At 64.8% G+C, this 15,283-nt stretch carries 12 protein-coding genes; 7 read left to right on the top strand and 5 right to left on the bottom strand.

Translation table 11 applies throughout. The features are described 5' to 3' along the window. Nucleotides 1–58 precede the first annotated feature (58 nt). On the bottom strand, nucleotides 59–751 hold the full coding sequence (locus tag IM738_RS10385; RefSeq protein ID WP_236965783.1) for a Fe2+-dependent dioxygenase: 693 nt from the start codon (nucleotides 749–751) through the stop codon (nucleotides 59–61). Nucleotides 752–849: 98 nt separating this feature from the next. Continuing rightward, nucleotides 850–3,102 (bottom strand): TonB-dependent receptor, encoded by a 2,253-nt coding sequence (locus IM738_RS10380; RefSeq protein ID WP_236966291.1) that lies wholly within the window; start codon nucleotides 3,100–3,102, stop codon nucleotides 850–852. A gap of 28 nt (nucleotides 3,103–3,130) precedes the next feature. Between IM738_RS10380 and IM738_RS10375 the strand changes: the two genes are divergently transcribed. From IM738_RS10375 to ahpF, 3 genes are all read left to right on the top strand, one after another. Next, entirely contained in the window at nucleotides 3,131–3,520 is a 390-nt protein-coding gene (locus IM738_RS10375; RefSeq protein ID WP_236965782.1) for a hypothetical protein, read from the top strand. Next, entirely contained in the window at nucleotides 3,511–4,074 is a 564-nt protein-coding gene (gene ahpC / locus IM738_RS10370; RefSeq protein WP_236965781.1) for an alkyl hydroperoxide reductase subunit C, read from the top strand. The genes IM738_RS10375 and ahpC overlap by 10 nt, the downstream gene beginning before the upstream one ends. A 241-nt stretch (nucleotides 4,075–4,315) precedes the next feature. Continuing rightward, nucleotides 4,316–5,908, top strand: coding sequence for an alkyl hydroperoxide reductase subunit F (gene ahpF / locus IM738_RS10365; protein ID WP_236965780.1), 1,593 nt, complete (start codon nucleotides 4,316–4,318; stop codon nucleotides 5,906–5,908). Nucleotides 5,909–5,994: 86 nt separating this feature from the next. Here the strand turns inward: ahpF and IM738_RS10360 are convergent, their stop codons facing one another. The 3 genes from IM738_RS10360 to ppsR form a co-directional block, all read right to left on the bottom strand. After that, a complete protein-coding gene (locus IM738_RS10360; RefSeq protein WP_236965779.1) occupies nucleotides 5,995–7,809 on the bottom strand; it encodes a cation acetate symporter in 1,815 nt (604 codons plus the stop codon). After that, nucleotides 7,806–8,114: a DUF485 domain-containing protein gene (locus tag IM738_RS10355; protein ID WP_236965778.1), complete on the bottom strand. Its 309-nt coding sequence runs from the start codon at nucleotides 8,112–8,114 to the stop codon at nucleotides 7,806–7,808. Before IM738_RS10355 ends, IM738_RS10360 begins: the two co-directional genes overlap by 4 nt. A gap of 176 nt (nucleotides 8,115–8,290) precedes the next feature. Next, nucleotides 8,291–9,112, bottom strand: a complete 822-nt coding sequence (gene ppsR / locus IM738_RS10350; RefSeq protein WP_236965777.1) for a posphoenolpyruvate synthetase regulatory kinase/phosphorylase PpsR — start codon at nucleotides 9,110–9,112, stop codon at nucleotides 8,291–8,293. A gap of 246 nt (nucleotides 9,113–9,358) precedes the next feature. Here ppsR and ppsA point away from each other — a divergent pair, with 246 nt between their 5' ends. The 4 genes from ppsA to IM738_RS10330 all read left to right on the top strand — a co-directional run bounded on the left by ppsA (nucleotide 9,359) and on the right by IM738_RS10330 (nucleotide 15,282). Continuing rightward, the gene (gene ppsA / locus IM738_RS10345; RefSeq protein WP_236965776.1) at nucleotides 9,359–11,770 is read left to right on the top strand and encodes a phosphoenolpyruvate synthase; all 2,412 of its coding nucleotides are present in this window, start codon (nucleotides 9,359–9,361) and stop codon (nucleotides 11,768–11,770) included. A 147-nt stretch (nucleotides 11,771–11,917) separates the two neighbouring features. After that, entirely contained in the window at nucleotides 11,918–12,139 is a 222-nt protein-coding gene (locus tag IM738_RS10340) for a hypothetical protein (RefSeq protein WP_236965775.1), read from the top strand. Between the two features lie 9 nt (nucleotides 12,140–12,148). After that, the gene (locus IM738_RS10335; RefSeq protein WP_236965774.1) at nucleotides 12,149–14,917 is read left to right on the top strand and encodes a sensor histidine kinase; all 2,769 of its coding nucleotides are present in this window, start codon (nucleotides 12,149–12,151) and stop codon (nucleotides 14,915–14,917) included. Then, entirely contained in the window at nucleotides 14,914–15,282 is a 369-nt protein-coding gene (locus tag IM738_RS10330) for a response regulator transcription factor (protein WP_236965773.1), read from the top strand. The genes IM738_RS10335 and IM738_RS10330 overlap by 4 nt, the downstream gene beginning before the upstream one ends. The last annotated feature ends 1 nt before the right edge of the window (nucleotide 15,283 follow it).

Below are 15,283 nucleotides of genomic sequence, written 5' to 3'. Positions count from 1 at the left end.
GTGGGCCCAGCCCCCTCGGGGGGCAGCGACCCGAGCAGCGGTGGAGCGTGGGGGTCCTTCACACCTCGGCCCACATGCGCAGCAGGTTGTGGTACGTCCCGGTGAGTCCTGTGGTCTCGTCGGTTTCGCCGTGTTGCTGGCGCAGGGCCAGGATGTTCATGTCGAGTTCGTGGAGCAGCCGGCGCTGTTCGTCGCTGCGCACCATGCTCTGCACCCACAAAAAGCAGGCGACGCGGTGCCCGCGCGTGACCGGCGTCACCTGGTGCAGGCTGGTGCCGGGGTAGAGCACGGCGTGGCCGGCGGGCAGCTTGACGCCGCGCGTGCCGTAGGTGTCGCTGACGGTCAGCTCGCCGCCTTCGTACTCGTCGGGATCGTTCAGGAACACGGTGCACGACACGTCGGTGCGCACGTGCTCGGTGGCGCCGGCGCCGGTGGCTTTGAGCCGGATGGCGTTGTCGATGTGGTAACCGTAGGTGTTGGCCTCGCCACCGTAGCGGTTGACGCGCGGCGTGAAGATGCGCAGCGGCAGGGCGGCGCTGAGGAACATCGGCGAGCGGTTCAGGCCGTTCAGCACCAACGCGCGGATGGTCTGTGCGGCCGGGCTGTCGTGCGGCAGTTGCTGGTTGTTCTTGACGGTCCGGGCCTGCGGGCCGGCACTGTCACGGCCGTCGGTCCAGGGTGCCTCCAGCAAGAGCTGGCGGGCGCGGACCAGGTCGTCTGGCGAGAGGATGTCGGGCAGGGTGATCAGCATCGTGGGTGGACGGGGTGTGTTGGGCACCCCTTTCAGTCAGAAAGCCGCCCCGGGCCGGGGGCTCGGGGCGGCGTTTGGAGACGCTCGGAGAGGCGGGGTCAGAACTTCAGGCTGGCGGTCACCTGCAGCATGCGGCCGGCACCGGGGATGTAGTGCGCGGGGTAGAGCTGGTCGGCGTAGAGCTTGTTGGTGACGTTGCTCAGGTTGGCCTTGAGCGTCAGGCGGTCGAAGTCGAACTTGTATTCGGCCATCAGGTCACCCGTGACGTAGGACGGCACGTTCCACTCGACACGCGTGGGTTTCTGCTGGCTGCGGAAGTTCAGGCCCGCGCCCACGCGCAGCTTCGGCGTGAGCTGGTAGGTGGTCCACACCGTGCCGCTGTGCTCGGGCGTGAGCGAAGGGCGGTCGCCCACACGTTCACCCGGCGTGCTCTGGGTGCAGGCACCCGTGGTGGGGCAGGGCGCCGCGTTGTCCACGCGGGCCACCGGGATCCACATGTAGGAGCCAAACACTTCCCACTGGGGCGTGAGGCGGCCGGAGATGTCGGTCTCGAAGCCGGCCACGTGGCGGCGGCCGCTGAGCGTGACGACGGGCAGGTCGGGGTCGGTGTTGCGTTCGTTGAGCTTGGTGGAGCGGAACACGGCCAGGCGCGTGGTGAAGCGCTTGTCGGCCGAGTCGAGCTTGGCACCGATTTCCATGTTGATGCTCTTCTCGGGCGGCGTGTCCACGTTGGACGCGCCCAGCGAGTAGGCGTCACCCGAGGTGTTGAACGAGGTGCCGGCCGAGGCGTGGAAAGAGTGCAGCGCCGTGGGCTGGAACAGCACGCCCACTCGCTGACTCATTTCAGAGACCTTCATGCGGTAGCTCTCGGCGGTCACCGGGCCGGGGGCGTTGTTGGGCAGGCCGAAGCTGTCGTAGTCACCGGTCAGGTGGTCGTAGCGCAGGCCGCCCACCAGCTTCCACTGGGGCGCCACCTGCACCGTGTCTTGCACATAGGCGCCAACACCTTGTGCCACGTACTGGTTGTTGACGCGCAGCACGCGGGTGGATTCATCCACCCAGGCGCCGTCGTCGGGTGTGCCCACCGTGGTGGTCGGCTTGGTGATGGTCACACCGCCTTGCGCGGCGGAGCGCGCCGCGTACACGGTGCGCTTCTCGCGCGACACGTCGGCACCTGCGATCAGCTCGTGCTTGAAGCCCAGGCCTTCGAACTTGGTGTTGAAGTCGGTCTGGGCATGGACGTTGTCCATGTCCTGAATCTTCAGGTGGTTGCCGCGGGTCAGCACCGTGTTGGCGCCGAAATTGCCCAGGTTGACGGCGGTGGGGCACTGCGGGTTGGTGACCACGCCGGTTTCGGCGTTGGTGTTCTGCGTGCACAGGCGGATGGCGCCCGAGCGCTGGTCGCGCTCGAACTGGCCCACACGCACCTGCGTCTTGAGCTCGCTGTCGCGGCTGAAGCGGTGGGTGTGACCCAGCGTGGCGATGGTGCCGCTGCTTTTGTTGTGGTCGCTGGCGGCGCCGTAGTAGGCGTCGGGTTCCAGCGGCAGCAGCACGCGGTTGGTCGCGCCACGGGTGGGTGCGATGAACGGCATGCCGTAGTTGATGCCGTTGTTGTTGTCGAGGTGGTAGAGGCTGGCGAGGACTTCGTCCTGTTCGCCGATGCCGTGGCGGTAGGCCACCGCCATGCCCTTCTTGTCCAGGCTGGAGCCGCTGCCGTTGTTGTCGGCTTTGGTGGCCATGGCGTTCAGGCGCAGCGCGGCGCTCTCGCCGGTCTTGATGTTGAAGTCACCGGTGGCGCGCACGTACTTGTGGTTGCCCAGGGTCAGATCGACCTGGTGTTCGTCGATCAGGCGCGGCAGCTTGCTGACCTGATTGACGGCGCCGCCGGTGGAGCCACGGCCGAACAGCATCGAGGCCGAGCCGCGCAGCACTTCCATGCGGTCGAGGTTGAAGGTGTCGCGGTCGTAGATCGCGGGGTCGCGCATGCCGTCGATGAACAGGTCGCCGGTGGCCTGCAGCGCGAAGCCGCGCAGGCGGATGTCTTCCTCGCCGCCTTCGGCCGCGAGGAAGGTGATGCCGGCGGTGTTCTTGAGGGCTTCCTTCAGGGTGTCGAGGTTGCGGTCGTCGATCAGCTTTTCGGTCACCACGGTCACCGATTGCGGGATGTCGCGCAGCTGCTGCTTGCCCTTGCCGATGGTGGTCTCGGTGGCCTGAAGGGCGTCTTTGCCTTCGGGGGCCATGGCCTGTTCACGCACCACGACGGTGGGCAGGGTGGTCTCGGGGCTGCTCGGCGCGGTCTGGGCGAGGGCGTTGAAGGAGCCGGCGAGCAGCATGGCACCCAGGGGGAGCATCACGCTCGGTGCGGTGGAGGAGGGGAGGGTGCTGCCGTTGCGCGGGGTTTTGGGGCGTTGGGACATTGAAGCATCGGGTGATCGGGTTGTCGGCTGGCTTCAACGCGCGGCGCTGTGGCTGGCTGGAATATTCATGCTATTGCAAACACGAACGATTCGCAATAAATTAACGCCAGAGAAACCTCATTCCTGCTTTTTTGTAGCAGCCGACCAACAGGGTGTGCCCCGGTGCCCCTGGTCACGTCGGGTGGGTGCAACTGCCGTCGCCATGCTGCAGAGCAACAAAAGCTATCGGCTTCATAAGGACTATCAATTCGAGCAATTGATAGCTGTGATCTATGATTCGCCCCATCGAGTAGTTTTTCAGCTTCCGATGACCGTCTCCCCCACCTCAACCAAGGAAACACCATGTCCCTGATCAACACTGCAGTCCAGCCCTTCAAGACCCAGGCCTTCCACAACGGCAAGTTCATCGAAGTCTCCGACGAAAGCCTGAAGGGCAAGTGGTCGGTCCTGATCTTCATGCCGGCCGCCTTCACCTTCAACTGTCCGACCGAAGTGGAAGACGCTGCCGACAACTACGCCGAGTTCCAGAAGGCCGGCGCCGAGGTCTACATCGTCACGACCGACACGCACTTCTCGCACAAGGTGTGGCACGAAACCAGCCCTGCCGTGGGCAAGGCCAAGTTCCCCCTGGTCGGCGACCCGACCCACACCCTGACCAACGCGTTTGGCGTGCACATCCCCGAAGAAGGCCTGGCCTTGCGCGGCACGTTCGTGATCAATCCCGACGGCATCATCAAGACCGCCGAGATCCACTCCAACGAAATCGCCCGCGACGTCAAGGAAACCCTGCGCAAGCTGAAGGCCGCCCAGTACACCGCCGCCAACCCCGGCCAGGTGTGCCCGGCCAAGTGGAACGAAGGCGCGAAGACGATCGCTCCTTCGCTGGAACTCGTCGGGAAGATCTAAACCCCCCTGCGCCGCGCCTTGCGGCGCGTCTTCCCCCCAGGGGGACAACGCGAGCGGCCTGGCAAAGCCAGTTCCGCCGCGTTCTGGGTGAACTGCAGCGCGATCCTCCGAGGTTGCGGTTGTCTCCCTTTCTCTTCTGGCAGTACCGCTGCCTCATGGGCTTCCGTCACGAGCGGTGGCTCATGCACCAGCGGCATTGGTTCCGCACATCCAGCTTTTTTCTTTTCTTCAGGAGTCCGCCATGCTTGACGCCACTTTGAAATCCCAGCTCCAGCAGTATTTGGGCATGCTGCGCCAACCGATCCGGTTGATCGCTTCGCTGGACGACAGCGACACCGGCACCGAGATGCGTGGTCTGCTGGACGACATCGTTTCGTTGTCGGATAAGGTCACGCTGGACACGTCGGGCGACGATGCGCGCAAGCCTTCGTTCGTGGTGGCCCGTGACGGTGAAACCCAGGGCGTGCGCTTTGCTGGTCTGCCGCTGGGCCACGAGTTCACTTCGCTGGTGCTCGCGCTGTTGTGGACCGGCGGCCACCCGCCCAAGGTCGAGGCCGACGTGATCGAGTCGATCAAGGCGCTTGATCCAGGTGCTCAGGGTGACTTCAGCTTCGAGGTCTACATGTCCCTGACCTGCCACAACTGTCCGGACGTGGTGCAGGCGCTCTCCTTGATGGCGATCTTCAATCCCAAGGTCAAGACCGTGGTGATCGAGGGCGGCGCTTTCCAGCAGGAAGTGACCGAGCGCGGCATCATGGCCGTGCCCATGGTGTTCCTGAACGGCAAGGTGTTCGGCTCTGGCCGCATGACGGTTGAGGAAATCGTCGCCAAGCTGGACACCCATTCGGGCGACCGCGAAGCCGCCAAACTCAATGCCAAGGATCCGTTTGATGTGTTGATCGTCGGCGGTGGCCCGGCCGGTGCTGCGGCCGCCGTGTATGCGGCCCGCAAGGGCATCCGCGTGGGTGTGGCGGCCGAGCGTTTCGGTGGCCAGGTCAACGACACCATGGCGATCGAAAACTACATCTCGGTGCTGGAGACCGACGGCCCCAAGTTCGCCGCCGCGCTCGAAGCCCAGGTGCGCCACTACGAGGTGGACATCATGAACCTGCAGCGCGCCGACAGGATCATCCCCGCTGAAGAGCCGGGCGGCCTGGTGGCTGTGCAGATGGCCAATGGCGGCGTGCTGCAGGCACGCAGCGTGATCCTCTCCACCGGCGCTCGCTGGCGCAACGTCAACGTGCCCGGCGAGCAGGAATACAAGAACAAGGGCGTGGCCTATTGCCCGCATTGCGATGGCCCGCTGTTCAAGGGTAAGCGCACGGCGGTCATCGGCGGTGGCAACTCGGGTGTGGAAGCTGCCATCGACCTGGCCGGCATCGTGCAGCATGTGACCCTGGTCGAGTTCGCCGACCAGCTCAAAGCCGACGCCGTGCTGGTGAGCAAGCTGAAAAGCCTGCCCAACGTGACGATCCACGTGAACGCGCAGACCACCGAGATCACCGGCGCCGACGGCAAGGTCAACGGCCTGAAATACAAGGACCGCGCGACCAACGAAGAGCACCTGGTGCCGCTGGAAGGCGTGTTCGTGCAGATCGGCCTGGTGCCCAACACCGAGTTCCTCAAGGGTACGGTGGAGCTCAGCCGCTTCGGCGAGATCGTGGTGGACGCCAAGGGCCACACCAATGTGGCGGGCGTGTTCGCTGCGGGTGACTGCACCACCGTGCCGTACAAACAGATCGTGATCGCTGCCGGCGAGGGCGCCAAGGCCGCGCTCAGCGCCTTCGACCACCTGATCCGCCAGCCGGTGCCGGCCGAAGCCGTGGCCGCCTGATCGTTCGGCCGAAGGCATGAAAAAAGCCGCTGGGGCGACCCAGCGGCTTTGTGCTTTCTGGCGGACCAGGTCCGCTGCTCAGGAGGTCAGTGACCCGAGGCACCGGAAGCGCCGATGCCGGTCTCCGAGCGAACCTGCTGGGCCAGGAAGCCGGCGCGATCGATCTTGGCCCGCTCGCTGCGGTCCAGCATGGAGAACAGCCAGATGCCCACGAAGCCGATGGTCATGGAGAACAGGGCCGGCGAGGTGTAGGGGAACCAGGCCGAGCCTTTGGGGTTGCCCAGCGTGGCTTCCCACACCGAGGGCGACACGATGGTCAGCGCCACCGACGAGATCAGGCCCAGGAAGCCACCGATCACGGCGCCCTTGGTCGTGCAGTCTTTCCACAGCACGCTCATGAACAGCACCGGGAAGTTCGCCGAGGCGGCGATCGCGAAGGCCAGCGACACCATGAAGGCGATGTTCTGCTTCTCGAAGGCAATGCCCAGCACCACGGCCACGATGCCGAGGCAGATCGTGGTGATCTTCGACACACGCAGTTCGGATGCGCTGTCGGCCTTGCCCTTCTTGATCACCGTGGCGTAGATGTCGTGCGACACGGCCGAGGCACCGGACAGCGTCAGGCCCGCCACCACCGCGAGGATGGTCGCGAATGCCACGGCCGAGATGAAGCCCAGGAACACGTTGCCGCCGACGGCGTTGGCCAGGTGCACCGCCGCCATGTTGTTGCCTCCCAGCAGGGCGCCCTTGGCGTCCAGGAACTGCGGGTTGGTCAGCACGAAGGTGATGGCACCGAAGCCGATGATGAACGTCAGCAGGTAGAAGTAGCCGATCCAGCCTGTGGCCCACATCACCGACTTGCGTGCTTCCTTGGCGCTGGGCACGGTGAAGAAGCGCATCAGGATGTGGGGCAGGCCGGCGGTGCCGAACATCAGTGCCATGCCGAAGCTGATGGCAGAGATGGGGTCTTTCACGAAGTTGCCCGGGCCCATGATCGAGAAACCGATCTTTTCGGGGTCCATGGCGGTGGCCGTGGCCAGATCCGTGGCGGCTTTGGCGGCAGCTTCCGGCGTCGTTGCCGTGGCGCTCGCCGCTTCAGCCGCGGCCAGTGCCGCGGTCTTGGCGGGGCCGGCGAGGGCGGCCTTGATTTCCACGGCCTTGGCGAACATCGCTTCGGGGCTGAAGCCGAAGTGCCACAGCACCATGAAGGCCATGAAGGAAGCGCCACCCAGCAACAGGCAGGCCTTGATGATCTGCACCCAGGTGGTGGCCGTCATGCCACCGAACAGCACATAGACCATCATCAGCGCGCCCACGATGATCACGGCGATGTAGTACTCGAGACCGAAGAGCAGCTTGATCAGCTGACCGGCACCGACCATCTGGGCGATCAGGTAGAAGGCCACCACGACCAGCGTGCCGGAGGCCGCAAAGATGCGAACCGGTGTCTGGTTGAAGCGGAACGCGGCCACGTCGGCGAAGGTGAACTTGCCCAGGTTGCGCAGGCGCTCGGCCATCAGGAAGGTGATCACCGGCCAGCCGACCAGGAAGCCGATGGAGTAGATCAGGCCGTCAAAACCGCTGGCCATCACGGCCGCGGAAATACCGAGGAACGAGGCGGCCGACATGTAGTCACCCGCAATCGCCAGGCCGTTCTGGAAGCCGGTGATGCCACCGCCCGCGGTGTAGAAGTCGGAGGCGCTCTTCGTCTTGGCCGCGGCCCACTTGGTGATGAACAGCGTGCCCACCACAAACAGGGCAAACATCGTGATGGCCGTCCAGTTGGTGGCCTGCTTTTCAGCCTGCCCGAGGTCGGCGCCGGCCGACCAGGCCGCAAATGAGACGCCAAACAGCGCGAGCAGCGTCAGGACGCGGCGTGTGTGGTTGTTGAAGAGGTTCATTTCATCACCGCCTTGGTCACTGCATTGGACAGCTCGTCAAACTCGGTGTTGGCGCGCTTGACGTAGATGGCCGTGATCACGATGGTGAACACGATGACGCCGAAGCCGATGGGAATGCCCATGGTCATTACGCCGGTGCCGATTTTCTGAGAGAGGAACTCTTTGTTGAAGGCCACGAGCAGGATAAAGCCGTAATACACGACCATCATCGCCAGCGTCAGCCACCAGCCAAAGCTGGATCGCTTGGCCTTGAGCTCCTGGTATTTCGGATTGCTTGCAATCCGTTGAACCAGATCATTTTCCATACCGTCTCCTTCTGTGGGTTTGAACAGAAGGCAGAGTAGGACTCACCACTTACGGTGCACTTACCCAAACGTGCACGCGCTTCCTTGCGGAGGGGGGACTTTCCCTAGGGTGTGATCGTGCGTTTTGTCAGACGTGCGTAATGTCTGAATGCATCAGACCCGCCCCGAATGAGCGCTCAGTACGCCAGCCGCTCCGGCCGGATTTCCTGCAGGATGGTGGTGGCGATTTCTTCGATCGACTTGGTGGTGGTGGACAGCCAGCGGATGCCCTCGCGACGCATCATGGCTTCGGCCTCGTTCACCTCCGCGCGGCAATTCTCCAGGCTCGCGTAGCGCGAGTTGGGGCGGCGTTCGTTGCGGATCTCGCTCAGGCGTTCCGGTGCGATCGTGAGGCCGAAGATCTTCTTGCGGTGCGGCACCAGGGCCGGGGGCAGCTTGCGGCGGTCAAAGTCTTCCGGGATCAGCGGGTAGTTCGACGCCTTCAGGCCGTGCTGCATGGCTAGGTAGAGCGAGGTGGGGGTCTTGCCGCTGCGGCTCACACCGACCAGGATCACGTCCGAGCCCGCCAGATCGCTGTGGCTCTGTCCGTCGTCGTGCATGAGCGAAAAGTTGATCGCCTCGATGCGGTCGTTGTATTCCTTGCTCTTGGACGCGTCCGAGAAGCGCCCGACGCGGTGGTTGGACTTGATGCCCAGCTCGTCTTCCAGCGGCTCCACGAAGGTGCCGAACATGTCGAGCATCATGCCGGTGCAGTGCGCCTTCACCACCGCCAGCACCTCCATGTTGACCACGGTGGCGAAGACCAGCGGGCGTCGGCCCTCGACCTCGGCCGTGTGGTTGATCTGGCGAACCGCCTGGTGGGCCTTGTCCACACTGTCCAGAAACGGCAGGCGCACCCGCCGCACCTCGGTCTCGAACTGCGCCAGGATGGCGTTGCCAAAGGTCTCGGCGGTGATGCCGGTGCCGTCGGAGATGAAGAAAACGGTGCGGTTGGGCATGGTGGACGGGCGCGGAGGTTTGGAAAAAATTTCAGGGAAGCCGTCAGCTGAATTCAGGCTTCGGGCTTCTGCCGGCGTGCCTGGCGCGGGTCGGCCCCCTACAATCATGTACTCGGTTGGTAACCATTATCCTGGTTCCCCGTCGCCCAGATTGTTGCCCCTTGCCCGGTGCACGACCCACAACAGAACCACAGGTCACCCGCTGGCGCATGGCATTCCCGGTTTTTTAACCTTAGGAGTCTTCCCATGTCCAACCTGTTTGGCGCGACCGATCTGGTCGTCCCCTTCGAAAAACTGCGAATGAGCGACGTCGAAGCCGTCGGCGGCAAGAACGCCAGCCTCGGCGAGATGATTTCGCAATTGCCCAGCGGCGTGAAGGTGCCCACCGGCTTCGCCACCACGGCGCACGCCTTCCGCGAGTTTCTCCAGTACGACGGCCTGACCGAGCGCATCAATGCCCGCCTGGACGCGCTGGACACCGAAGACGTGCGCGCCCTGGCCGAGGCCGGTGCCGCGATCCGGGCCATGGTGGAAAACCAGCCGTTCCCGGCCGACCTCGAAAAAGCCATCCGCGAGGCGTTCGTCACGCTGGTGGGTGACAACGACAAAGCCACCTTTGCCGTGCGGTCCTCGGCCACCGCCGAAGACCTGCCGGACGCTTCGTTCGCCGGCCAGCAGGAGACCTTCCTCAACGTGCACGGCATCGACGAAGTGCTGCACAAGATGAAAGAGGTGTTTGCCTCGCTGTACAACGACCGCGCCATCAGCTACCGCGTGCACAAGGGCTTCGCCCACGCCGACGTGGCCCTGTCGGCCGGCGTGCAGCGCATGGTGCGCTCCGACACCGGCGCGGCCGGCGTGATGTTCACCATCGACACCGAGTCCGGCTTTGAAGACGTGGTCTTCATCACCTCCAGCTACGGCCTGGGCGAGACGGTGGTGCAGGGCGCCGTGAACCCCGACGAGTTCTACGTGCACAAGCCCATGCTCAAGGCCGGCAAGCGCGCGCTGATTCGCCGGAACCTGGGCTCCAAGCTGATCCAGATGACGTTCACCACGGCCGAAGAAAAGGCCGGTGACAGCGCGCTCAAGGGCAAGCTGGTGAAGACGGTGGACGTGCCGGTCGAGCAGCGCAACCGCTACAGCCTGACCGATGCCGACGTCGAGCAACTGGCGCACTACGCGCTGGTGATCGAGCAGCACTACGGCCGCCCGATGGACATCGAGTGGGGCAAGGACGGCACCGACGGCCAGCTCTACATCCTGCAGGCCCGGCCTGAAACGGTGAAGAGCCAGGCCGCCGGCAAGACCGAGGTGCGCTACAAGCTCAAGGGCAAGGGCGCCGTGCTGGCCTCGGGCCGCGCCATCGGCCAGAAGGTCGGCACCGGCCCGGTGCGCCTGGTGCACAACATCAGCGAGATGGACAAGGTGCAGCCCGGCGACGTGCTGGTGACCGACATGACCGACCCGAACTGGGAACCGGTGATGAAGCGCGCCAGCGCCATCGTCACCAACCGCGGTGGCCGCACCTGCCACGCCGCCATCATCGCGCGCGAGCTGGGCATTCCTGCCGTGGTGGGCTGCGGCAACGCTACCGACCACCTGAAGGACGGCACGCTGGTCACGGTCAGCTGCGCCGAGGGTGACACCGGCCACATCTACGACGGCCTGCTCGAAACCGAGATCACCGAAGTGAAGCGCGGCGCCATGCCCGAGGTGGACGTGAAGATCATGATGAACGTGGGCAACCCCCAGCTGGCGTTCGACTTCGCGCAGATTCCCAACGGCGGCGTCGGCCTGGCGCGCCTGGAATTCATCATCAACAACAACATCGGCGTGCACCCCAAGGCGATCCTGGACTACCCCGCGATCGACGCCGATCTGAAGAAGGCTGTGGAGTCGGTGGCCCGTGGCCACGCCTCGCCGCGCGCTTTCTATGTGGACAAGGTGGCCGAAGGTGTGGCGACCATCGCTGCGGCCTTCTGGCCCAAGCCGGTGATCGTTCGCCTGTCGGACTTCAAGTCCAACGAGTACCGCAAGCTGGTCGGTGGCAGCCGCTACGAACCCGATGAAGAGAACCCTATGTTGGGCTTCCGCGGTGCGGCGCGCTACATCAGCGAAGACTTCCGCGAAGCTTTTGCCATGGAGTGCGAGGCCTTGAAGCGCGTGCGCGAAGACATGGGTCTGACCAACGTGCAGGTGATGGTGCCCTTCGTGCGCACGCTGGGCCAGGCGCAGCGCGTGACCGAGCTGCTGGCCGAGAAGGGCCTGAAGCGCGGCGAGAACGAGCTCAAGGTCATCATGATGTGCGAGATCCCGAGCAACGCGGTGCTGGCGAACGAGTTCCTTGAGTTCTTTGACGGCTTCTCCATCGGCTCCAACGACCTGACCCAGCTCACCCTGGGCCTGGACCGCGATTCCGGCCTGGAGCTGCTGGCCAAGGACTTTGACGAGCGCGACCCGGCCGTGAAGGCACTGCTGAAAATGGCCATCGGCGCCTGCAAGGCCCAGGGCAAGTACGTCGGTATCTGCGGCCAGGGCCCCAGCGACCACCCGGACTTTGCACAGTGGCTGCGCGACGAGGGCATCAGCTCGATCTCACTGAACCCGGACTCGGTGGCAGACACCTGGCAGTTGCTGGCTTCCACCGCGAAGTAAGCGCGCAGGACCCTTCTCATTAAGGCGGCCGGGCGACAGCCCTGTCGCCTTTTTTGTGCGCGACGGCGTAAGGCCGTGGTCAGTGCCTGGCGCACAATCGGTCTCAAAGGCGCCACCACGATGGCGCTCCCGAAAGAGGAGACACCCATGTTCCAAGGTCTGGACGCCCAACGCCTGGTGGCCCTGTTTGTGGCCGGCCTGTTGTTGTTCAACTTTCCGCTGCTGGCGCTCTGGGACCACGACGCCCGCGTGCTCGGCGTGCCGCTGTTTCCCGCCGCCTTGTTCCTGATCTGGGCGCTGCTGATCGCGGCGCTGGCCTGGGTCGTTGAGCGCTCGCCTGAAACGTCCGCGCCCGACGGCGCGGACTGACACCCTGCCATGTTGTCGGCCCCGCTGGTCATCGGCGCTTCGTTTGCCTACCTGCTGCTGCTGTTTGCGGTGGCCTACTGGGGCGACCGGCGGGCCGCGCAGGGGCGCTCGGTCATTGGCAATGCCTGGGTGTACGCGCTGTCGATGGCGGTGTATTGCACCGCTTGGACCTATTTCGGCAGCGTGGGGCGCGCCGCGAACACGGGGGTGTGGTTCTTGCCGATCTACCTCGGGCCGATGCTGGCCATGGTGCTGGCCTGGATGGTGGTTCGCAAGATGATCCGCATCGCCAAGACCTACCGCATCACTTCGATCGCCGACTTCATCGCCAGCCGCTACGGCAAGAGCCCGACCCTCGCGGGCCTGGTGACGCTGATCACCGTGGTGGGCATCGTTCCCTACATCGCGTTGCAGCTCAAGGCCATCGCCAGCGGTTACGCGGTGCTGACCTCGCCGCTGGGCCAGACTGCGGCGCAGCCCACCCAATGGTGGAGCGACAGCACGCTGTACGTGGCGCTGGCGCTGGCGGGTTTCACCATGGTCTTTGGCGCGCGGCACCTGGACAGCACCGAGCGCCACGAGGGCATGGTCGCCGCCATCGCCTTCGAATCCATCGTCAAGTTGCTGGCCTTTCTGGCCGTGGGTGTGTTTGTCGTCTTTGGCTTGTTTGACGGTCCGGGTGACCTGTTCGACCAGGCACAGGCCGTCGAAGCCGTGAACCGCCTGTTGCGGTTCGGTCAGGGGCAGCCCTTCGCTTACGCGCAATGGGCGGGCCTGACCTTGCTGGCCATGTTGTCGGTCATTTTTCTGCCCCGGCAGTTCCAGGTGATGGTGGTGGAGAACGTGGATGAGCGGCACCTGAAGCGAGCCGTGTGGGTCTTTCCGCTGTACCTGCTGCTGATCAACCTCTTCGTGCTGCCCATCGCTGTCGGGGGGCTGCTGCATTTCGGCGTGGGGCGCATGGACCCCGAAACTTTTGTGCTGTCGTTGCCGCTGTCCCAGGGACAACAGGGTCTGGCGTTGCTGGGCTTTGTGGGCGGGCTGTCGGCCGCGACGGGCATGGTGATCGTCGAAGCGATCGCGGTCTCCACCATGGTCTGCAATGACCTGGTCATGCCGCTTTTGCTGCGCAGCCACCGCCTGGGCGCGCGCGCCAGCGGTGACCTCACCGGTGTGCTGCTGTTCATCCGCCGGCTGGCGATCCTGCTCATCCTGCTGCTGGGCTACCTCTATTTCCACCTCGCAGGTGAGGCCTACGCGCTGGTGAGCATCGGCCTCATCAGTTTTGCCGCCGTGGCCCAGTTCGCGCCGGCCATGTTGGGCGGCATGTACTGGAAAGGCGGCACGCGGCGCGGCGCGCTGGCCGGGCTGTTGCTGGGATTCGGGTTCTGGGCCTACACGCTGATGCTGCCGTCGCTCGCCAAGTCGGGATGGCTGGCCGACGGCTTTCTCCAGCACGGTCTCTTCGGCTGGGTCTGGCTCAAGCCCGAGTCCTTCCTGGGCCTGTCGGGCCTGGACAACCTGACGCACTCGCTGTTCTGGAGCCTGCTGGTCAACATCGGCGCCTATGTCGGCGTTTCGCTCTGGCGCGTGCCGTCGGCGGCCGAGACCAGCCAGGCGCTGCTGTTCGTGGACGTCTTTCATCGCACCGAGGGCTCCCGCCCGGTGTTCTGGCAGGGGCGGGCCAAGGTGCCCGAACTGCAGTCGCTGGTGGGACGCTTTCTGGGCGTGGGGCGCGCGCAGCAGCTGTTTGCGGGGTACGCCCAGACGCTGGGGGTGGCGGGCATCGCGCACATACCGGCCGACGCGCGCCTGGTGCAGTTCGTCGAGACCCAGCTCGCGGGCGCCATCGGCAGCGCCTCGGCGCGCGTGATGGTGGCCTCGGTGGCCGAAGAAGAGAAACTTGATCTGGACGACGTGATGCGCATCCTGGACGAAGCCTCTCAGTTGCGCGCTTACTCGCACGCGCTGGAGGACAAGTCACGTTCGCTGGAGCGCGCCACGGCCGAGCTGCGCGAGGCCAACCAGCAACTGCAGAGCCTGGACCGGCTCAAGGACGACTTCATGTCCTCGGTGACCCACGAACTGCGCACGCCCTTGACTTCGATCAGGGCGCTGTCGGAGTTGATGCGTGACGATGACAACATGGACTTGCCGCAGCGGCAGCAGTTTCTCGGCATCATCGTTGCCGAGGCCGAGCGACTGAGCCGCCTGGTGAACCAGGTGCTGGACATGGCCAAGATCGAGGCCGGGCACGCCGAGTGGAACGAAGAAGCGGTGGACCTGCGCGAGGTGCTGGAGCAGGCGGCGGGCAGCATGGGCGAGATGTACCGGGAGCACGGGGTGGCCTTGGTGCTGGACCTGCCGCCGAGCGTGGGGCTGGTGGGTGCCGACGCGGACCGCATCACCCAGGTGGTGCTCAACCTGCTGTCCAACGCCCTGAAGTACGCGCCGCGCGAAGGCGGGCAGGTGCTGGTGCGCCTGCGCGATGCGGGCCCTTCGGTGGAGGTGGAGGTCCAGGACAACGGGCCGGGCATTCCAGAGGACCAGCAGGCCATGGTGTTCGAGAAGTTCCAGCAGGTGGCGGGTGATGCGCACTACCGGCCGGGCGGCACCGGCCTGGGTCTGCCGATCAGCCGCCAGATCGTGGCGCATTTCGGCGGTCGCATGTGGCTGCGGTCCGAGCCGGGGCAGGGGGCCTGCTTCGGTTTTTCGCTGCCGCACCGCGCGCTGGACGCGCTGCCCGAACAAGACAACCAGAGGAGCACAGAGACATGAGCACCAAAATCCTGATCGCAGACGACGAGCCCAACATCCTGATCTCGCTGGAGTTTCTGATGAAGCGTGAGGGCTACGAGGTGGTGCTGGCGCGTGACGGACAGGAGGCCGTGGACGCCATCGTGCGCGAGCGCCCTTCGCTGGTGCTGCTGGATGTGATGATGCCGATCAAGACCGGTTTTGACGTCTGTTATGAGGTGCGTTCGAACGACCTGGTGCGCGATACCCTGATCGTCATGCTCACCGCCAAGGGACGCGACACCGACGTGGCCAAGGGCCTGGCGCTGGGCGCCAACGCCTACATGACCAAACCCTTCTCCACCAAAGAGCTGGTGCAGAAGGTGCGCGAACTGCTGGAAGCCTGAT

The sequence above is a fragment of the Hydrogenophaga sp. SL48 genome (assembly GCF_021729865.1).
In the GTDB taxonomy this organism is placed as follows: Bacteria; Pseudomonadota; Gammaproteobacteria; order Burkholderiales; family Burkholderiaceae_C; genus Hydrogenophaga.
Note: the sequence above shows the minus strand (reverse complement) of the source record. Positions and strands in the feature narration are given on the sequence as shown.